This is a genomic window from Cellulophaga baltica 18 (genome assembly GCF_000468615.2).
In the GTDB taxonomy this organism is placed as follows: domain Bacteria; phylum Bacteroidota; class Bacteroidia; order Flavobacteriales; family Flavobacteriaceae; genus Cellulophaga; species Cellulophaga baltica.
The window spans coordinates 925,464-946,674 of sequence record NZ_CP009976.1; the positions used below are offsets into that span (position 1 = coordinate 925,464).

Sequence of the window (21,211 nt, forward strand, 5' to 3'; positions counted from 1 at the left end):
ATTATAGCTGTACTTTTAATAAAGCTAGAATTGCCCCCATATGTAAACCTTCGTGGTATACATTAAAAGCAATGGCATCTTCTACTTTGCTCAATGTAATATTTACACTAGTGGTATAGGCTGCAAACGAATTAAAAACACCTTTATCATAATCTTCTTGCATCCATTCTACGGTAGAAAAAAGAAAACCTGAAATTAAATCTATTTCTTCATCTGAAGCATTCCCATCAGGAACACTGCCTTTTCTAAATTTCTCTACAAGCTCATCAGAAACACGCATTGGCACACCACTTAACTTATAAATTAATACTTGCTGCGTAACCACCACGTGCGCAATATTCCACCATATATTATTACGAAAACCCTCGGGAATTTTTAGTAATTGCTCTCTAGGAGTATCTTTTAAAAATTTATATAAGATTTTTCTGTTCTGAAGTGTGATATTAAAAAGCTTTTCCAAAATGTTCTGTTTAATTATGTTTTAAAAATAGAACATTTCTATAGAATTGGGTTTCTTTGCAGTAAGATTAACATCAATTTAATTGTTTAGAAGGCGATGAAGAAAATATACCACTTAAGCACCTGCGATACTTGTCAAAGAATTATAAAAGAACTTCAACCTTTAGAAGGCTTTACGCTTCAAGATATCAAAACAGAAACCATTACGCCAGAACAACTTGAAGAAATGCATGCTTTAACGCAGAGCTATGAAGCCCTATTCAGTAAAAGAGCTCGCTTATACCGAGAAAGAGGATTAAACGAAAAAGCTTTAACTGAAACAGACTACAGAGATTTAATCTTGGAACAGTATACTTTTCTAAAACGCCCCGTAATTATTGTACAGGATAAAATTTTCGTTGGTAACAGTAAAAAAGTAGTAGCCGCTGCCTCTGAATACATACACCATTGAGCAAAAGAACACTAGCATTACTAGCCGCTTTTGGCGCTACTTTTATCTATGGCATTAATCATACGATTGCAAAAGAAGTAATGCCTACTTATGTACAACCTTTTGGGTTTATTTTTTTAAGGTTGATGGGTGCTACCGTTTTATTTTGGTGCATGACGCCTTTTATTCCAAATGAGAAAATTGAACGACGTGATTGGGGTCGGTTTCTTATTTGTGCCATTGCAGGAATGGGTATTAATATGCTCTCTTTCTTCAAAGGCCTAGAACTATCTACCCCTATAAATAGCGCCGTATTAATTACAGTGACGCCCATTATTGTTGTGGTATTATCTGCCTTATTTATTAAAGAGAAAATAACGTGGCAAAAAGGAGTAGGGATTTTTATTGGACTTATCGGCGCACTGACTTTAGTGCTTTTTGGTGCGGAAAACAGAACCGATGCTGCAAATATCCCCTTAGGTAATTTCTTATTTATTATAAACTCTCTTTCCTACGGAATATATCTTATTCTCGTAAAAAAACTGATCACCAAATATCACCCATTTGGTGTACTAAAATGGTTGTTTTTAATCGGCACACTAATCAGTTTACCGCTAACATTACCTGATTTTTTAGAAATTCAATGGGCTGATCTACCTTTTAATATTTTAGGAGCCATTGCTTTCGTAATTCTAGGAACTACATTCTGCACCTACTTATTTAATGGATTTGCATTAACACAGTTAAAAGCAACTACCGTTGGCGCATTCGCTTACCTGCAACCATTAATTGGTGTCGTATTTGCGATTTTATCAGGCAAAGACCAATTAAACCTACTAAAATTAACAGCCATGTTACTCGTGCTCTTGGGGGTATACTTGGTTAGCAAAAAAGCTAAACCAAGTCTTTAGGTACTTTTACAAATTTACGTGTATCTTCTTTAGATAGCACTCTAAAATTATCAGGCTTATCCGCCTTATTAAAAGCCATTAAAAAATCATCTGTTAATCCGGTTAAGCTTCTTGTTTTTAAATCTATCCAAGCTCCCATCATCTCGCAATGCGCAAAATTTCTTCCCTTATTATCGTAGAAATTATGATGAAATTCAAAAAACTTTCCATCTTCACTCATTCCTACTACTTCCATAGACACTTTTACAGGCTTACCCAAAAAAGCTTCTTTAAAATAATAAATATGCTCATAGAACACAACAGGGCCAATTTCATGCTCTGCCATTGTTTGGTGTGTAAAACCTAATTCCATCAAATAAGCCATACGTGTATGACTCATAAAATTTAAATATGCCGAGTTTGCAAGGTGCCTATTAGCATCTACATCACTCCATCTAATTTCAAAATCTTTTAAATACATCCTGTAATTTTTTTGTTATGCATGCATAATAATCGTAAAAATACCATAGTTTTGATAAATCAAGGAAAAATATTCCTAAAAAATTGTAGTATTTTTATAGTATCAAAATCTAATCTTATGGATCAAAAGCCGTCGTTCATCAAAAATTTATCGTTACCAATTGTTGCAGCACCAATGTTTTTAATATCTGGACCGCAATTAGTCATCGAATGTTGTAAAAATGGTGTTGTAGGTACTTTTCCTGCATTAAATCAAAGAACTAGCGAAGGGTTTGAAGCGTGGTTAATAGAAATAAAGACCGCTTTAGCAGATTTTGAAAAAGAAACAGGTAAAAAGGCTGCTCCGTTTGGTGTAAATCTTATCGTACACCCAACCAATCCAAGATTAGAGGCAGACGTTAAATTATGTGTAAAACATAAAGTTCCATTAATCATAACTTCTTTAGGGGCTGTATCGCAGGTTGTAGATGCTATTCATAGTTATGGCGGAATTGTATTTCATGATATTATCAAAAAGAGACATGCCGAAAAAGCAACAGAAGCTGGTGTAGACGGTTTAATCCTTGTGTCTGCTGGGGCAGGTGGCCATGCAGGAACTATTAATCCAATGACTTTAGTTGCCGAAATAAAGAAGTTTTTTCACAAAACCATTTTACTTTCTGGATGCATTAGTACGGGTAGAGATGTTGCATCAGCCCTACAAATGGGAGCAGATTTAGCCTATATGGGTACCCGTTTTATCAACACTACAGAAAGCAAAGCTACGGATGAATACCGAAAAATGATTATTGATGCGGGTGCCAGTGATGTGGTTTATACCGCATCTATTTCTGGTGTACACGCTAACTTTTTAGGTGCAAGTTTAAAAGCCGCTGGGATTACAGAAGAGGATTTAAAGAAAGATGTGAAAATTGATTTTGGAAAGGAACTAGACACAGAAGCCAAAGCATGGAAAACAATATGGTCTGCAGGGCAAGGTGTTGCCATGATTGATGATATTGAACCTGTAGCTGATTTAGTTTCAAAACTTAAAACCGAATTCAAATCTGCTATCGAAGAACAAATTAAAGTTCTAGAAGTATATCCGAAATAATGAAATATGCCCTTAGTAGCCTCTAACTACAACCCTCCAATCTTATTTAAAAACGGACATTTATCTACCATTTATTCTGGTATTTTTAGAAAAATAGACGGTGTTGTACAAGAAAGAGAACGAATTACCTTATCTGACACAGATTTTCTAGATCTTGACTGGAGCTTTGCTACACAAAAGTCAGATAAAGTTATTATTCTTATACATGGTTTAGAAGGCAGCGCTCAGCGGCCGTATATCACAGGTAGCGCAAAAGTTTTTAATCAAAATGGTTATGATGCTTGCGCTATTAATTTAAGAAGCTGTAGCGGTGTCCCAAATTATTTATTTAGATCGTATCATTCTGGGGCCACAGAAGATTTAGAAGCCGTAATTGATCACTTATTAAAAAATAAATCCTACACTGAAATTTTTATCAAAGGCTTTAGTCTCGGTGGAAATTTGACTTTAAAATACTTAGGAGAAGAACGGATAATTCCTAAAGAAATAAAAGGTGCCGTAGCGGTTTCTGTTCCTTGCGATCTTCATAGTTCCTTAAGGCAATTGTTGCGCCCTAAGAATGCCTTGTATGCGGCTAGATTTAAGAAACATTTGGTAGAAAAATTACAATCAAAACAAAAACTTTTCCCTGATAAAATATCAGACCAAGATATTAACAGCATCAAAACACTCAAAGACTTTGATGATATCTACACCAGTAGAGCACATGGTTTTACGGATGCCATTGATTACTACACCCAATCTAGCTGCCGGCAATTTCTACCTAGCATTAATATACCAACCTTGATTATTAATAGCAAGAACGATTCTTTTTTAGGACCGGAATGCTACCCATACGCCGAAGCAAAAAATAATGAAAAGCTGTTTCTTGAAACCCCAAATTTTGGCGGTCATGTGGGCTTTTACGGCGTTAAAAATACCACCTACACAGAGAAAAGATGTTTAAATTTTTTGAATGAACTCTAATAAATAATTAGAATACTTATCTTAGTACATTAATTAACTCATGTTTAAAAATGAAAAAAATAGTTGGCGTTTTAGCATTAGCAGTCCTTTTAGCTAGTTGTGGTGAGAAAAAGGAAGAGAAAAAAGATGGTTTTGAAATGAACCGTACTAAAACAGAAAAGAAAGCTGAAGAAACCAATGCAGAAGTTCCTGTAGATATGGACAATGAAGGTATTGGCCCTTTTAAAGGCATTTCATTCCCTGAAGATATAGATACTGAATTAGCAGCGAAAGGCGAAGCTAAATACAACGGAGTTTGTACGGCTTGCCATATGCCTAATCAACGTTTAATTGGACCTGCTTTATCTGGTGTTTACGAAAGAAGAAATGCTTCTTGGGTAATGAATATGATTAGCAACCCAACACAAATGATCAAAGAAGATCCTATCGCAAAAGCTTTACTTAAAGAATACAACAATGCTATCATGTTAGATAGTAATTTGTCTGACGAAGATACAAGAGCTATTGCCGAGTATCTAAGAACTTTATAATAGTACATTTAGCTTTACGTGTTCGTTAGGGGTGCTCTGTATGGGCTGAGAAACTACCCTTTGAACCTGATTTGTTTAATTGCAACGAAGGGAAACGAGTATTGCTTAATAACAACACACCTGTTATTTATGCAGCCGCTCCTTTTGTGACTTTAGTTTAGCACAAAATGGCTGTGAAAAAATTTAAAACTGTATTGGCTATTGCTGGTAGCGACTCTGGAGCTGGAGCCGGCATACAGGCTGACTTAAAAACCATAAGCGCTTGCGGAGGCTATGGAACCACAGCAATTACGGCACTTACCGCGCAAAATACTTTGGGCGTTTTTGACATTCACCCAATTCCCGCAAAACATTTAAAAAGTCAGATCGAAGCTGTTCTGGATGATATTGGAACGGATGCTCTTAAAATTGGCATGCTGCACAATGCAGAAACAATACACACGGTAGTTGATGCTCTAACAAAATACCAAACACCAAATATTGTCGTAGACCCTGTTATGGTAGCCACCTCAGGAGATACTCTTTTAAGAATGGACGCTATTACCGCTTTAAAAAGCAATCTTTTTCCTCTTGCTAGACTAATTACTCCCAATATTCCAGAATGTGCATTATTACTCAACACAACCATTACAGAAACTTCTGATTTAAAGGTATCAGCCAAAAAACTAGGGAAGTTATACAACACCTCTGTATTATTAAAAGCTGGACATTTAAATCACAACTTTCTTATAGATGTTTTGTACAATAATGAAAACAATACCTTGATTGAATTACCATCTAAGAAAGTAGTTACTAAAAATACGCATGGCACTGGGTGCACGCTTTCAGCTGCTATTGCTACTTTTTTAGCGAAAGGAAATTCTCTAGAAGAAGCGGTAAAAGAAGGTAAGTTGTATTTAGAACAAGCGATTATAAATAGTACGAGCCATACCCTTGGAAAAGGTCATGGCCCGCTACATCATTTTTATAAGTTTTGGTAATCTTTATTTAATCATCATAATTAAAACCATCTGCAACAACTTTATATTTAGGGTCTTCTAAAACGTTCACATCAACAATATCATCTGCTGTAGCTAATAATTTAATACAATCCTTACTCAAGTGTTTCAAGTGCAATTTCTTGCCTGCATTCTTGTAGCGTTCTGAAAGTTTATTAATCGCTTCAATCCCAGACATATCTGCAATACGACTGTCTTTAAAATCTATAACAACCTCTTCAGGATCATTTGCAACGTCAAACTTTTCTGTAAAACCAGTGGTAGAACCAAAGAACAATGGACCAAATATTTCATAGGTTTTAACTCCGTTTTCATCCGTACTTTTTCTAGCCCTAATTCGCTTAGCATTTTCCCAAGAAAACGCAAGAGCTGATATAATAACACCAATGAATACTGCTATTGCTAAATCGAAAAATACAGTGATTGCTGATACTGCTATTAATACAAAAGCATCCGATCTAGGTATTTTCTTCAAGATTCTAAAACTAGACCATGCAAAAGTTTCTATTACCATCATAAACATCACTCCAATCAACGCTGCTATTGGAACTTGCTCTATATAGGTATCTGCAAATAAAATAAATGAAAGTAAGGTTAATGCCATTACAATACCTGATAAACGACCTCTACCTTTAGCATTGATATTAATTACCGTTTGGCCAATCATACCACAACCACCAGTACCTCCTAGTAAACCACTAGCAATGTTACCCATACCTTGTGCAACACATTCTTTATTACCTCTACCGCGGCTATCAGTTAATTCATCTACTAAATTTAAGGTCATTAAACTTTCAATTAAACCCACACTAGCTGCTAAGAAAGCGTAAGGCAAGATAAACGTAAACGTATCTAAATTGAAAGGCAACAATTGCCATAATTCTTTATTTGGTGTTGGAAATTCACCACTTAAACCATCTCCACCACCTTCTCTAATATAAGATCCTACTGTAGTTACATCTAAATCTAAAAGAATAACTCCAAATGTGGTAATCAAAATAGCGGTTAACGCAGCAGGAATTTTCGTGGTAAGCTTTGGTAAAAAATGAATGATAGCCATCGTAAATAACACCAACCCAATCATTAAAAATAATTCAGGGCCATGCATAAATACACTCATATATTTCTCAACAGCATCAGGATCTGTATTAGGCACTTTATGGCTAAACATTTTTACTTGAGCCATGAATATTACAATAGCTAAACCGTTTACAAATCCCATCATTACAGAATGCGGAATTAAACGCACAAAGCGACCCAGTTTTAAAACCCCAGCAAATATTTGAATTAATCCCATTAAAATAACGGCTCCTAATAGGTAATAGTAGCCCATATTTTCCACCGGAATATCAAATTCTAAACCTCTTACATGACCTTCTTTAATTAAGTTTACAAAAATTACAGCTACAGCACCTGCGGCTCCAGAAATTAACCCTGGTCTACCCCCAAATATGGCCGTAATTAATCCAATAATAAATGCACCTGACAAGGCAACTAAGGGGTCTATGTTTGCCACAAAAGCAAAAGCAACTACCTCAGGAATCATCGCTAGGGAAACTGTAACTCCTGCGAAAAAATCGTTTTTAGGATTGGAAGTAAGTTTTTTGATAAAATTCATTTCTTGTACTAATTTTTTTGAAGTTGCAAAAGTACCACTTTTCAACTGCGCAATACCACCTACCACTAATTATAACATAATTAACAGATTAGCCCTTTACTTTTTAGCAATTCTTAAATAGAATTAAAAATTTTATACTAAAAAACCGCTGCAAGAGCTTACTCTCACAGCGGTTTAAACAACCTACCAACTAAAAATTCTTCTATTTTTTCTGTCTTGTTACCTTCATTGTAGGATTAGAAACTTTTACCCTCTTTTTGGCATTAGCAGCATCCTCCGATTTTAAGTATTGAATATACCCACGTCCTTTAAATTCATAAGAAGTTCCGCTATCCGGATGATACAATTCTATAGTACCATCATTAATTACATATAATTCAAAATAATCATCACCTATAAAATCATAACTTAAGGTTAATGCTTTTAAAGAGTCATCATTTGCTATATCATATACTTGATAATCCCCTTCAAAATCCCACTGTAAATTACCAACGCTAGTTCCTGGCCCATCTATAGATGATCTAAAAAAGTCACCATTGTCTCCGGATAAAAATTGTAAGAAATGCTCATTATCAAAATCGTTTATTGCTCCTGCCTGACTAGTAAATACTTTTTCCCATGCATCATATTCTTGTAAGAAATACTGAATATTCTCGTAGAACACCATATCATAATCAAAATTGCTGCGTTGATATCCTCTTAAGAAATAAGACGTATCTGTTCTTCTATGGTATAGTTCTATTGTAGCATTATTCACCACAAAAACTTCTAGATCATAAAAGCCATCTAGGTCGTGATCTATTTCTAAAAGACCACGAGCGCCATCATAGACGCCTACATCTATACCAAAGCCGTTTCCAGATTTACCAATACCTACTAAGTTATTATTTGCATATAATGTACCCCCAACAAAAGAAACTGTAAATGCTCTTTGTAAAAATGGCACTTCGCCATTTCCTTGTGTTGCATTAATATCTATGTACCATAAATCTTTTGATGCTAGAACCTGATTAACGTTAAACACTGGTTCCTCAATAAAATCATCTGCTACAATAACTTCTGTATAACATGAAGAAGCTAATAATCCTAGGAATACAAATCCGAATAGTAATTTTATTTTCATAATCTAAAATTTTATGGTTGCTAGGTATAAAACAATTCTCGTGCCAAAAATATTATAGTGCTGATTATCATCATTTTATATTATCTTGATTTTGACTAATTTTGCAAAAGACAGATGGGTTTTATTAAGCCTTGGAGAAAGACAATACTTTAATTTTTTAAAGATTGAATTATGAATAGAGATTTGAAATTTGCCGTTTTGGGCGGTGGAAGTTGGGCAACTGCAATTGTAAAAATGTTAACAGAAAATGTAGACACCTTACAATGGTTTATGCGCAATACGGATGCCATAGAACATATAGAAACACAAGGACATAATCCTAATTATTTAAGCTCTGTAGAGTTTGATACTACGCAATTACAATTAACCAATGATATTAATACAGCCGTAAGCAATGCTGATATTATCATTTTTGTAGTACCCTCGGCTTTTTTAGAGGCAGAACTATCTAAACTAACCGTTTCTTTAAAAGGAAAGACCTTGTTTTCTGCAATTAAAGGTATTGTTCCAGAAACTGGACTCATTGTTGGAGAGCATTTACATAAAAAATACACTATTCCTTATGAAAATATTGGAGTAATTACGGGTCCTTGTCACGCAGAAGAGGTTGCTTTAGAGCGCTTATCTTACCTAACCATTGCATGTGGTGACAAACATAAAGCAGAAATTGTAGCAGAACATTTAAGTAGCGATTATATCAAAACAAAGATTTCTGATGATATCATAGGTACAGAATACGCTGCAATGCTAAAAAACATCTATGCTATTGCTGCCGGAATTGCTCATGGCTTAGGATATGGCGATAATTTCCAGAGTGTCCTTATGAGTAATGCTATTCGCGAAATGAAACGTTACATTAAAAGAGTACATAGCATGAAACGTAATATTAATAACTCTGCCTATTTGGGCGACTTATTAGTAACCGGCTATTCTGTTTTTAGTAGAAACAGGATGTTTGGGAATATGATAGGAAAAGGCTACACGGTTAAAAGTGCCATGATGGAAATGAAAATGGTTGCAGAAGGATACTACGCAACAAAAAGTGCCTACAAACTAAACAACGATAGAAAAAAGAAATCTAAAACGCCCATTTTAGATGCTGTTTATCAGGTGCTTTACAATGATAAAAATGCCAAGAAAATATTCAAAGACCTAACCGATAAATTAGATTAAGCTCAATTCCTATTGAATGGTGATCATGATGCTAGCCTCATTTCCTAGTTCATCAACTACTGATATCGTATGATCACCTTCATCAGGTAAAATAGCAAGTTCATGAAAATCCTTAGTTTCTTTAAGGTACGTACTATCTAAATACCAAAATACTCTTGTCTCGGGCTTCGCATGTGCCAATTTTAAAACGAGCTCATTTTTTTTCCCTTCAAAATTTTTAGCTAGAGTAATGCGACTTCTATCTTTAGGATAGATGAACTCCATAGTTGGCATCATAACAGAAACGCAATCATTTCTAAATTCAGGCAGTGTTTTATACGATGGATGTGTGCGCTTGTAATAATACTCCATTAAGGGAGGAAGTACAAACCAAGACGCTGTAACTGTGTTTGATAAATCTTCACAGGAAGAATTGATTCTAAACTGCCTATGCTGATCTAAATGAACCAATTCATGATAGGTGCAAGCACTTACATAGTTTTGCTTTTTAGGAATATCAATCGTTTTTTTAGGGCAAACTTCTGTAGCCAAATACCCGCTTTCAGCACACACTACCACAGAAACAAATTCATCTAAAGGCTTAGAAAACCAAGTAGAATTTGGTAACACGTCAAAAACATCAAACAAAATAGGCGCGGCACTAGATACCCCTGTGGTATTTGGTCTTCCTTCTCCATCTGCATTTCCTACCCAAACACCTACCACATAGTCTGTAGTTACCCCAATTGCCCAAGCATCTTTATTCCCAAAGCTAGTTCCTGTTTTCCACGCTATTTCTTTGCTAGAATCATAAAATTCCCAAGACTCACTGCCTTCTGGCCTGTTTACTTCTTTCATCGCTTCAAAAGTCAGGTAAATACTACCTGCATCAAAAACAGTTTTGCTTTGAGATTTAGCGCCAAAATCTAAAGTACTATTATGAAAATAGGTGGGCTCTGTAAATTCATTTTTAAAATACTCGCTAGAGCTTTTATTATAATGATTTACGGTAGAAGCAAGGTTTGCATAGGTTTTACACAAATCCCACAGGTTACTTTCTGCCCCCCCTAAGATTAAGGTCAACCCGTAATGATCTGCCGTTTTATTCAAGCCGCCTAATTCAAAAACATTTAATTGATCTCTAAATTTTTCTAAACCATAAGACTGTAATAAACGTACTGCAGGGATATTCAGCGACCGTGCTAATGCTTTTTTTGCTTCAATAGCGCCACTATACGATTCATTAAAATTTTCAGGAGAATACCCCGCAATTTGCGTAGGCACATCTGGCACTAACATATCTGGCAACAATTCCCCACCATCTAACATAGCCGCATAAAGCAAAGGTTTTAGCACACTTCCCGTACTTCTATTGGCTTGCACCATATCTACGTCTTTCTCATGATCTTTATCTGTTGGTGCATTACCCACATAAGCCAGTACTTTTCTGGTTTTTACATCTAATACCAACACTGCCGTATTATAAACTAGATTTTGTTTTAGAGTATTATACTGTTTGCGAACGATAGCATTTACATTTCTTTGCAGCTCTTGGTTGATACTGCTTTTAATGCGTTGTCCTTTTTTGGTTTTAGCAACATAATGCACAAAATGTGATGCATAACGCGGCAACGCATAAGGTTTTTGAGGCAAGTCTTCTAACAAAGCTAAATTGTACGTGGTCCCATCTATGACACCTTGATTGAAGAGTTTCAACAGCAACCTATTTCTCTTCAATAATAATTTAGATTGATTTTTTCCTGGATATATTAAACTTGGAGCATTAGGTAATACTGCTAAGGTTGCAGATTCTGCCCAAGATAATTGATGTGGTAAGAGTCCAAAATAACGCCAAGAAGCCACTTCTAATCCAACGACATTTCCTCCAAACGGAGCATGGCTAGCATAAAGATTTAAAATCTCCTCTTTAGAATAGCTAAACTCTAAGCGCGTTGCTAGTATTAGTTCTACAAATTTTTCAGCGTAAGAGCGACTTTTATTCTCTCTAGATAAGCGTATTACTTGTTGTGTGAGTGTACTTCCTCCTCGAACTGTTTTTCCTGCTGCTACGTTTGCTCCAATAGCCTTAGACATTGAAACCGGATTAAAACCAGGATGCTTATAAAAATAAGCATCTTCAAAATTGAGAAGACATGTTTTAAATTTAAAAGGGACACTATCTACTACAGGAAAGCGCCATTGACCATCATCTGCAATTTTTGCCCCTAATAATTCTCCTTGCTTACTTTCTACGACTGTAGCGGTGGGTGCATTAAACAATACTGTGGGCAAACAAAAATAATAGGCAATTAAAAACACTGCTAGGACTAACAGTTTTTTAGGGTGCTTTTTTAGAATCTTAAATAGCCTTTCTTTCAAGTAGTGAGGGTATTGAATTCATACTCTCTTTCAACCAAACAAATCCTAACTTTATACCAAGAATACCACTCTTTTTGACCTTTTTTCTGAGCAAACCTATGGTCTAAATTTTTTTTCCAAGTTGCAATAGCTGCTAAACTTGTCCAATAACTTACCGTAATACCCACTTCTTCCCTTGCACTTTCAATACCTATAAAACCTTGTTCTTTTTCCGCAAGGGCCTCCATCTCCTGAGCCATTTCCCCATATCCATGATCACCATCTGTTCTTGTAGATGTGAAAATTACGGCATAGTAAGGCTCTTTCATGGTGCGTCTATTTAATATATTCTTTTTCTATAAAATAATTTACAATCGCTTCTTTCATTAATACCGATTGTTCTCCTGCCTTAAGTGGCGGTAATTCTTCTTTCATAATATAATGCGGCCAACCTTCTTCATCAAAATAATCAAACGTATAAAAACCATAAGGCTCCAATAATCGACAAATTGCTATATGCATAAGATCTAGCTTTTCGTCCTTTTTGTAGGACCTATGGTATTTTCCTAATTCCTGAACACCTACCAAATAAATAATAGCGTCTAATTCTAATGTATCGCCGTCTGCAAATTGTGCTGATAATTTTTCTAGCAACACATCCCAACGTTCTTTTAATTGTATATCTCTTGACATTATAGTTTCATTTATCTCAACGAATAAAAATAGCACTTCATATACTACCTATGACAATTCTTATCTTAATAGGTACACAGTATTTTTAATTCTTTTCAAAGGTACAAATCAAAGTTTTATATTTGTCTTAAAGCAAGTAATATGAATTTTTTAGATATAGTTTTTGGATTAATCCTTGTTTGGGGATTTTATATAGGGTTTAAAAACGGCTTATTTGTTGAAATAGCATCTATCATAGCGCTTATTGCTGGTATTTATGGCGCAATACATTTCTCCTACATTACTGGAACGTATTTAGCAGAAAATATGGATTGGAATGAACAGTATATGAATATTGCTTCTTTTGTTATAACCTTTATTATAATTGTTGTTTTAATTCATTTATCAGCAAAACTGTTGACCAAGATTGCTGATTTTGCCATGCTTGGATTTTTGAATAAAATAGCCGGTGGAATTTTTGGAGCGCTGAAAGTATCTATTATCATTGGCGCACTACTTCTCTTTTTTAGTTCGATGGCAGAAACCACCAATCTTATCAACGAAGAAACCAAGAAAGAATCTAAACTCTACGAACCTTTAAAAGCAATCGGGGCGCTAATTTTTAGTAATATTCTAAAATTTGAACCGACTGAAAGCTAGGTTATTAAAATTTATATGTACGAATTTTCCTCATTTATGAGTGGCGAAATTAGTGATTTGGTGATTTCAGGCATATATTTCTGTTATTCAACGATAGTTTTCTTCTAATAATAGGCGTCCAAAGTACATTTGTTTTATTAATATGATAATTTCTAAAACATAAATATTGCAAAAGCTAAAAAATAGCCCTTATTACAAAGAAGCATTCAACGAACTTTCCTACCCGTTTGGTACGTTTTATCTGTTTGCCGGTTATGTTGTTGCTGAGATTAATGAAGGTGTTGTTTTCTCTTGGGAAGATCATGGAAAAACTGTCACTGAAGATATCGGAAATTTATACGATGAAAATGGCTCTGGATTAATTTATATTACCAATAGAGTGGAGAAATATTCTGTTAATCCTGTAGGGTGGTTACAATATTTTAAAAGTAGTTACAGACTTAAAGCCTATGTTATTGTTACCTATTCTAAAAAAGGGTATTCCAATACCCTATTAGAAAAGCTATTTATGAATGCCAATATCTATCGTTACACCTGTTTAACAGATGCTATTGAATGGGCTAAAAAAGAATGTTTAGTTTCTTCTTCCAATTAAACAACAACTGTATTCCAAGAAATAATTGCTTTATTTAAGCCTGTAACCTCATCAAATCAAAGACATTAATTGTAATACCTTTAAGAATGTCATTTGAAATCACACTGATTTTCATTCTACAACAAATAAAAAGTGCCTATTAAATTAATAGACACTTTATTACATTTTATAGCCATCCTAAAAGACGCTATTAGTAAGTTCCTATTGAACTACTTTTACCCATTGCCCTTTTGTTCTAGCAATATAATCACTATCATACATAGCCTCTACCTGAACTCCTGGAAGGTAATACGTTCCTAAGTAGGATGCGTTTAACAATATTCTAAATGTTTTTGTTTCACCTAGTCTAAAATCAAAATAGAAATTAGCACGATCGTCTCTCAAATCGGTATGCGTTACGTTATTCTGCGCAAAATTTCCAAAATCTGTAAAACGCGTATTTACAATCTCCCATCCACTAGGGAATATTTCAGATAAAGCCATATTTTTAACAGCGCTCCCTGTAGTATTGGTTATGGTAACCTCAGCAACAAAATCTGTTCCTTGAGTAATAGCAGAGACATCAATTCTTGAACCATCACGGCTTTTAAAAGCTGTTTTCACCACTAGGTTACGTTGAATTTCTTTCTCACTTCCTACAGGTAAAATTCCGTTATTGATGATACTTACATAAACCATAGTACCTTCTAAGTTTTTTAAACTTAGGCTATTGGTTCCTTTCTTTATTTCTAATGTTCTGCTGGCTAAAGTTTTACTCGTTGTAACGCTTTCTGTTTTCCCATTTACAGCTACCGACGTTTTTATTCCTTTACCACCTACCATTTTGGCAAATTTACCCATAGCTAGAAGACTATACGAAGTACTCTGTGTACTCATCCAACGCTGTTCTTTTAAGCTTGCCGCTATAGCCTTAGCCAACTCTTGTGCTTTTGCTTTATCTTTTAGTAAAATATAGGTCTCCAAAGCCATTGCTCTATTTCTTTCTGAAGAGCCATAACTATAATAATCATTCTTACTAGCTTCAAACGTTAATGACGCTGTTTTTAAAATTTGCTGTGCCACACTTGCTTGTCCAATTAAACCATAAGCAGCTGCCAATCTAAATTTACTTTCATCAGATAAACCACTAGTTTCTCTTAAACGATTCATAGAAGCAATATCTGCATTCCCTGAAAGTGCTAAAGTGTACAACCTGTACGCTTGCGCTAGGTCTGAAGATGAACTTCCTGAACGCCAGTTTTTAGCCGTATTCTGTTGGTATTTTACCCAATTTGATTTAAAGGAGATAGGCATTACATACCCCTTCTTCTCTGCTTCTAACAAAAAGTGACCTGCATAGGTTGTTCCCCAATCATCTGTAGAACTTAATCCTGGCCAATATGAAAATCCTCCTCCTGGTCGCTGGAATCCTCCTAAGCGTTTTATAGCGTTTTCAACATTTTTCTGTGTTTCTGATTTTTTTGCTGAGCTTAAATCAAAGATATCACTCAAAAACAATTGCGGAAATGCAGCAGAAGTAGTTTGTTCTACACAACCGTGCGGATACCTTATTAGGTACTGCATGCGCCCATTGAAACTCATAGGTGGCAAAGTTGAAAATTCTACTTGAACAGAATTGCTACCGGCAATACCAAAAGTTTCTAAATCTATTTGCTTACTTGCATTTGCTTCGAGAACAATATCTTGAATCTCAGAAGTCATAGGGTTCGGATTCACGACGTCTATTGGTATTTCAAAAGATGCTGTTTCTCCTCCTCCCGAAGCTTCTACAACTACTTTTCCTATCCCTTTAAAATCTGCCACATCTAAATCAAAATACACCATTTTCTCATCTGGCTGACTAAACGTAAGCGTTTGCGTAGCACTCCCAGACACCTTAAATGCTTTGTCTTGTTTTATCTTAACCGTAACATTTTTCACTTTAGACTCCATCGCAAATACAGTCACTGGTAATGTTACTTTTTCTCCTGGCGTTATTTTTCTAGGTAACGAAGCCAAGATCATTAAAGGCTTTCTTACTGGAGTTGTTTTTTCTGCTAGACCATAAGCTTCACTGGCTGCATTCCCTGCAATTACCATTGTTCTTACAGAACCTACATATTTAGGAATGGCAATTTTATGCGATTTAGTTTCACCTGCTTTTAGTGTGAACGGCCCTAGGTGAACCACCATTGGTTCAAACCTATTGGCTTTCTTATTTTTTGCTCCTGCTAGTTCATCATCACCACCAATAGCAAATACTTGGTTAATTTTTCCACCAAAGGCACCAATCACATCGTCATAAATATCCCAAGTTTTTACACCTAAAGCTTCTCTGGCATAAAAAGTACTCCAGGCATCTGGAGTTTTAAAGCGCGTTAAATCTAAAAGACCTTCATCTACAATAGCAATTGTATAGGTCATGGCCTTGCTATTCTTTTCTCCAATTTTTACCGTAATATTTTCCTCAGGACGCAGTACTTCTGGCATCATAATCTGAGGTTCTAGTTTTGTTTTAGGATTCTCTACTCCAATTCCTACCACACCATACATACGAATAGGAGAATCATTCAAGGTAGAGGCATGTGGTTGTAACAAGGCAATATTTATATACACATTGGGCGTATAAATTTCCTTTATTGGTAACTTAAATTTAGTTTCACCTTTAGTCGTCTCTACCCATAAAGATTCTAAGACTTCACTCCCATTTTCTATAGTTACTAATGCTCTGCCACCTTCTGAACTTGGGAAAGTAATGGTAGCATCGTCCCCTACATTATATTTTTCTTTATCGGTTGAAAACAATAACATCGTAGCTGCAGAAGGATCGTTCTTACGTGATTTTCCTGCCCATCCTGGCCAATCTATATATACAGCTTTTCCAGTAGCATGCCCGCCAGACTGATCTTCTACGCGCACTAAATAACGACCCCAGTCTGGATACTTTAATTCAAAAGTAAAAGAACCTTTCCCATTAGAAGAAGTACTGATTGTTTCTTCAAAAACTTGTTCATGGTATTCACTACTGCTATAAGATGATAAATTATCAGCAGAATTGTCCCACCACCATCTCCAGCTTACTTTATGTATAGATACTTTAAGATTACTCGTTGCTTTAGGTTTTCCTTTTTCATCTACCGTAACCACCTCAAACTTATGTTTTACATCAGTAAGAAGCATTCCTCTTGACTTATCGCCTTTAGGAACATTTATACCCACGTAGGTTTTAAATGGAGCGTAGGTTTTTGTAAACACATCAGTACTAAAATCACCTCCGTTTTCATACACCTTAGTAATAAACGCAGCATTTAACATTCCAGGAGCATTACCATTTAATTGCGGATTTATACTAAAGCTTGCTTTCCCTTCACCATCTACATTACCATCAAAAACTACTTGATCTTCTGATGAAAAGCTACGTGTAGGATCATCAAAAATGTACCCCGGGAACGATTTGAAGCTTGTGGTTGTTGCATTAAATTTTGCAGTTATATCCGCATTTAAATTTTTAGCTATCGCGCCATGCAACCACTTTACCTCCATTGTTCCGTGAATAGGACTTGAACCTCCTAAAATCTCACTATCAAATTCGGTTTTAATTTTTAAACGATTAGGCTTAATGGTTTCTATTTTTATCGTCTTGGTGAAGGAAGCACCACCAACAGATATTTTCGCCAACCAATTACCCGTAGGTGCATTTTCATCTGTTTTTAAATTAAAATGATAAAAATTATCCAAACCATAAGTCTTCACTTCACGATGAACCACTTTATTATAAGGATCCATCAATTCTAATTTTACGGGATGATTTGCAGGTAGTTTATTTGCATTATCATTCAACATAAATGATAAGAAGATATTATCGCCCGGCCTCCAAACACCACGCTCTCCGAAAATAAATCCTTTTATTCCCTTTTGTAAAGAAACTCCAGAAACATCAAATTTACTTACAGACAATACATTACCGTCATTTATTTTTACATATGTTTTTTGTCCATTATTCTCTGCTACCACAAAATAAGCTTGGCTATTTTCTGCATCGAAAAACGAAGTACCATTTGCTTCTGTAGTAACGGTTCCTACGGCTTGTTGCTGATAATTGTAAAAAGTAACCTTTGCTCCAGAGACAGGCTTTGTTGTAACGATGTCACTAACCGCAACAAAATAGCTCTTGTTTAATCCTTTTTTCACGGTAACCCCAAGGTCACTCGCCAAAACATTTACTCCTACTTTTTTATCGTAATAATAAGAAGTGTGACAAGGATTCTCACGCTCACTCCAATCATAGTTATACGAGTAATCATCATAATACTCTTCTACACCATCCCAAGAACTAGCTTCTGATTCTTCATCATAATTTTCTTCAACATCTTCCTCGTCCTCATAATTAGTCTCCTCACAACTATAGGTACTATAAGAAGGCTTAAACGAAAATTCTACACGGTATATAGCTCCTTGTTCTGGAGTAATTAATTCTTTTAAATCTAAAGCGTGTGCAGACCATTTACCAGTATTAACACTTAAATTACTCACCAATTCTAAACGCTTAGTGGCTATTGGTCTCGCTACTTGTTTTAAGCCGTAGTTACCATTAAGGTTATTATTCTGCAAAAATTGAAGTACATTATTCTCATACACCCGAAGCACAGAAACATCTACATACTTTAAATTTACGGCCTCAAAATTAATTTTAAGATTACTGGAAGAAGGTAATATAGATCCATTTGAAAGCAATCTTACTTGTGGCTTTATTTGCTCAAAAGCAATCAACTCTTTAAATTTAGTTTTCAGTTTAAAACCATCTGCACTAGAAATTCCATCAAACACCTCTAATTGTGCTGTGCCGTTAATTTCATTAGAAGGATATACTTTAAGCGTGTTTCCTGACACACTATACTTTAAAGAATTATCCCCTTCTAAAACCACCAAACCTTTGAAATTCTGATCTTTCTTAAGAGGATCAGAAAAATTAATCAACACTTGCGGCTTTCCTGTGTTCTTTACGACAACATCAAGAACAACAAAGTTATTTTTACCCGGAATTACTATTTTATTTTCTCCTTTGGTAGCTATATCATGTTTAGCGCCATCCCAAGAAATCTGCAACTCACTATCTTCTTCAAAACGCTGTATACTATCAATTTTAAATTGAAAAAGCATTCCTTCTTTTACCGTGTCATCAAATTTTATTTTTATCTCTTTTCCATTTTGCGTAACGTTTACCAATTGTTTTGCTACCTCCAAAGACAACACATCTGCACTACGTAATTGTCCTTCTATGTATTGTTTCTCCTTTGAATAAGACTGTATAGGATTCGTGTATATAGAAAACTGTTGTTCCAAAGTTTTGATGACAAACGTTAATTCTTCTAAATCTTCAGGAACATCTGTGATCACCTGTTCTAAATCAAACGTAAAAGCATATTCTGTATTCTGCTCAAATGCTTTTTCAGGAACAAACGAGATAGTCCTGTCATCTAAAACAACAACCTTCCCACTAACTTTTGGAGAAACAGTTAAAACATCATTCAATTCTTTGCCACTTTCCCATGAAGCTACAGGTTGTTTCATAACAAGCCTTACTTCGCTTCTTGCAGAAATAATTCCGTGGGTAACCTCACTAACATACTCCTGATACTTATTGAGGTTGTCTGATTGGTTTTCCATGGTATTTACTTTGTCTTTACATCCGGCAAGGACAAGAAAAAGTAAACTGACAATTTGAAGGTATTTTAGTTTCATAGGTTGGTTTTTTACTACTTGTAAATATAAAGGGTTTATAAAGATCTAAATCACTGAAAACAGTGAAATATTAGAAAATTTACCGCACCGACTATTCCTTAAACATAAGAATCAGAGTTCTATTATATTAATGCCAACTATTTATGACAAAAAGTGTCATATTTATTAAAAACCATGTATTTCATCGAAAAAACAACACATTATACAGCTTGTTCTGTTTATTTTCACAATCTTAGAAGAACGGTTTACGAGAACCAAAAGAACACTAGAAATCCCCCCATTTCTACCTCTTACTACTTACAAATAGAACTTATATGAAAATGAGAATGCAACCGGCAATCTTAGTTTTATTTGTATTCGTTATTTACTCTTGTAGTACAGAGTCTTTAAGCAATACAGTTATAATAGAATCTAAGAATGTGATTACCGTAGAAAATGAATTAATGACTCTAGTGAACAACTATAGAGTTAAGAACGATCTGAAAAATTTGGAATATAGCAGTATCGCTTACAAATATGCCAATTTACATACAGATTACATGATTTCAAATGGCAGCACCAGTCATGACAATTTTAGCGCTAGAGCTTCCAATTTTTCCTCTGAAGTGAACGCTACTTTAATCTCCGAAAACGTAGCGAAAAGTTATACCGACGCCCTTAGCACATTTAATGCATGGATGGCCAGTAATGTACATAGAAAAGCTATTGAAGGCGATTTTACACATTCTGCCGTAAGTGTTAAAACAGCCACTGATGGCACCTATTATTTTACACAACTTTATTATAAGTAAACAGTTTATCGCACCTCTAAAAGGATCAAGCTTAAACGCTGATCATTAGTTACACCCATTATATTTAGCAATATCAGTTAATTTTCTACCGTTTTAGTATTAGTTTTTTTAACTTTCGTAAAAAAACTAATACTATGGCAATTGCCCCTCCCTTTAATTTGAATAAGTGGGTTTCAGAAAACAGAGCTTCTCTAAAACCACCGGTTGGTAATAAAAATTTATATAAAGATGCTGGCGATTATATTGTTATGATCGTTGCAGGACCTAATGCACGTAAAGATTACCATTACAATGAAACGGAAGAATTATTTTATCAATTAGAAGGTAATATTGAAGTACACATACAGGAAGATGGTGTAAAGAAAACCATGGCTTTAGGTCCTGGAGACATGTATTTGCACCCAGCCAAAGTTCCGCATTCTCCTGCAAGACAAGACAATTCTATTGGCCTTGTGATTGAACGAAAAAGAAACCATATGAATGTAGATGATGGCTTACTTTGGTTTTGTGATAATTGCAATCACAAATTATATGAAACCTACTTTACACTTAATGATATTGAAAAAGATTTTTTAGCACATTTTAAACACTTCTACAGTTCTAAAGCATTACGAACTTGTGATAACTGTGGTACGGTAATGCCTGTTGACGAACGCTTTATAGCAAAAGAATAAA

The 21,211-nt window shown here is 35.1% G+C and carries 19 protein-coding genes and 1 riboswitch; of the genes, 11 read left to right on the forward strand and 8 right to left on the reverse strand.

The window, feature by feature from the left end; all coding sequences use genetic code 11:
• Nucleotide 1: 1 nt before the first annotated feature.
• Nucleotides 2-460, reverse strand: a complete 459-nt coding sequence (locus M666_RS03795) for a DinB family protein (protein WP_029447687.1) — start codon at nt 458-460, stop codon at nt 2-4.
• A gap of 96 nt (nt 461-556) precedes the next feature.
• On the opposite strand from M666_RS03795, the gene M666_RS03800 reads away from it, so the two are divergent.
• On the forward strand, nt 557-910 hold the full coding sequence (locus M666_RS03800; protein ID WP_029447686.1) for an arsenate reductase family protein: 354 nt from the start codon (nt 557-559) through the stop codon (nt 908-910).
• Nucleotides 907-1,800 (forward strand): DMT family transporter, encoded by an 894-nt coding sequence (locus M666_RS03805; protein ID WP_024482616.1) that lies wholly within the window; start codon nt 907-909, stop codon nt 1,798-1,800. Before M666_RS03800 ends, M666_RS03805 begins: the two co-directional genes overlap by 4 nt.
• On the opposite strand, the gene M666_RS03810 is transcribed toward M666_RS03805, so the two are convergent.
• Nucleotides 1,784-2,260 (reverse strand): acyl-CoA thioesterase, encoded by a 477-nt coding sequence (locus M666_RS03810; protein WP_025616471.1) that lies wholly within the window; start codon nt 2,258-2,260, stop codon nt 1,784-1,786. The two genes, M666_RS03805 and M666_RS03810, sit on opposite strands and share 17 nt — an antisense overlap.
• 117 nt (nt 2,261-2,377) lie before the next feature.
• Between M666_RS03810 and M666_RS03815 the strand changes: the two genes are divergently transcribed.
• The 4 genes from M666_RS03815 (at nt 2,378) to thiD (ending at nt 5,828) form a co-directional block, all read left to right on the forward strand.
• On the forward strand, nt 2,378-3,352 hold the full coding sequence (locus M666_RS03815; RefSeq protein WP_029447685.1) for an NAD(P)H-dependent flavin oxidoreductase: 975 nt from the start codon (nt 2,378-2,380) through the stop codon (nt 3,350-3,352).
• Between the two features lie 6 nt (nt 3,353-3,358).
• On the forward strand, nt 3,359-4,318 hold the full coding sequence (locus tag M666_RS03820) for a YheT family hydrolase (RefSeq protein WP_029447684.1): 960 nt from the start codon (nt 3,359-3,361) through the stop codon (nt 4,316-4,318).
• A 50-nt stretch (nt 4,319-4,368) separates the two neighbouring features.
• Nucleotides 4,369-4,848 carry a c-type cytochrome gene (locus M666_RS03825; protein ID WP_029447683.1) on the forward strand — a complete coding sequence of 160 codons (480 nt, stop codon included), beginning with the start codon at nt 4,369-4,371 and terminating at the stop codon, nt 4,846-4,848.
• Nucleotides 4,849-4,865: 17 nt separating this feature from the next.
• Nucleotides 4,866-4,958, forward strand: a riboswitch (TPP riboswitch).
• Nucleotides 4,959-5,015: 57 nt separating this feature from the next.
• Entirely contained in the window at nt 5,016-5,828 is an 813-nt protein-coding gene (gene thiD / locus M666_RS03830) for a bifunctional hydroxymethylpyrimidine kinase/phosphomethylpyrimidine kinase (protein ID WP_034660566.1), read from the forward strand.
• Between the two features lie 7 nt (nt 5,829-5,835).
• Here thiD and M666_RS03835 read toward each other — a convergent pair whose 3' ends face one another.
• Nucleotides 5,836-7,464, reverse strand: a complete 1,629-nt coding sequence (locus M666_RS03835) for a SulP family inorganic anion transporter (RefSeq protein ID WP_034660618.1) — start codon at nt 7,462-7,464, stop codon at nt 5,836-5,838.
• Between the two features lie 202 nt (nt 7,465-7,666).
• Nucleotides 7,667-8,587, reverse strand: coding sequence for a hypothetical protein (locus M666_RS03840; RefSeq protein WP_029447680.1), 921 nt, complete (start codon nt 8,585-8,587; stop codon nt 7,667-7,669).
• Between the two features lie 171 nt (nt 8,588-8,758).
• On the opposite strand from M666_RS03840, the gene M666_RS03845 reads away from it, so the two are divergent.
• Nucleotides 8,759-9,760 (forward strand): NAD(P)H-dependent glycerol-3-phosphate dehydrogenase, encoded by a 1,002-nt coding sequence (locus M666_RS03845; RefSeq protein ID WP_029447679.1) that lies wholly within the window; start codon nt 8,759-8,761, stop codon nt 9,758-9,760.
• A 9-nt stretch (nt 9,761-9,769) separates the two neighbouring features.
• Here the strand turns inward: M666_RS03845 and pbpC are convergent, their stop codons facing one another.
• Genes pbpC through M666_RS03860 form a run of 3 tightly spaced genes read right to left on the reverse strand, consistent with a single transcriptional unit; the run spans nt 9,770 to nt 12,790 of the window.
• Entirely contained in the window at nt 9,770-12,118 is a 2,349-nt protein-coding gene (gene pbpC, locus M666_RS03850; protein WP_029447678.1) for a penicillin-binding protein 1C, read from the reverse strand.
• On the reverse strand, nt 12,115-12,426 hold the full coding sequence (locus M666_RS03855; protein WP_024482606.1) for an antibiotic biosynthesis monooxygenase family protein: 312 nt from the start codon (nt 12,424-12,426) through the stop codon (nt 12,115-12,117). Before M666_RS03855 ends, pbpC begins: the two co-directional genes overlap by 4 nt.
• A gap of 7 nt (nt 12,427-12,433) precedes the next feature.
• Nucleotides 12,434-12,790, reverse strand: a complete 357-nt coding sequence (locus M666_RS03860) for a hypothetical protein (protein WP_024482605.1) — start codon at nt 12,788-12,790, stop codon at nt 12,434-12,436.
• Between the two features lie 141 nt (nt 12,791-12,931).
• On the opposite strand from M666_RS03860, the gene M666_RS03865 reads away from it, so the two are divergent.
• Nucleotides 12,932-13,429, forward strand: a complete 498-nt coding sequence (locus tag M666_RS03865; RefSeq protein WP_025616465.1) for a CvpA family protein — start codon at nt 12,932-12,934, stop codon at nt 13,427-13,429.
• 166 nt (nt 13,430-13,595) lie between these two features.
• Entirely contained in the window at nt 13,596-14,024 is a 429-nt protein-coding gene (locus M666_RS03870) for a hypothetical protein (protein WP_226989947.1), read from the forward strand.
• Between the two features lie 201 nt (nt 14,025-14,225).
• Here M666_RS03870 and M666_RS03875 read toward each other — a convergent pair whose 3' ends face one another.
• Nucleotides 14,226-19,745, reverse strand: a complete 5,520-nt coding sequence (locus M666_RS03875; protein WP_029447677.1) for an alpha-2-macroglobulin family protein — start codon at nt 19,743-19,745, stop codon at nt 14,226-14,228.
• A gap of 314 nt (nt 19,746-20,059) precedes the next feature.
• On the opposite strand from M666_RS03875, the gene M666_RS03880 reads away from it, so the two are divergent.
• Nucleotides 20,060-20,536, forward strand: a complete 477-nt coding sequence (locus M666_RS03880; RefSeq protein ID WP_024482601.1) for a CAP domain-containing protein — start codon at nt 20,060-20,062, stop codon at nt 20,534-20,536.
• Between the two features lie 134 nt (nt 20,537-20,670).
• Nucleotides 20,671-21,210: a 3-hydroxyanthranilate 3,4-dioxygenase gene (locus M666_RS03885; protein WP_029447676.1), complete on the forward strand. Its 540-nt coding sequence runs from the start codon at nt 20,671-20,673 to the stop codon at nt 21,208-21,210.
• The last annotated feature ends 1 nt before the right edge of the window (nt 21,211 follow it).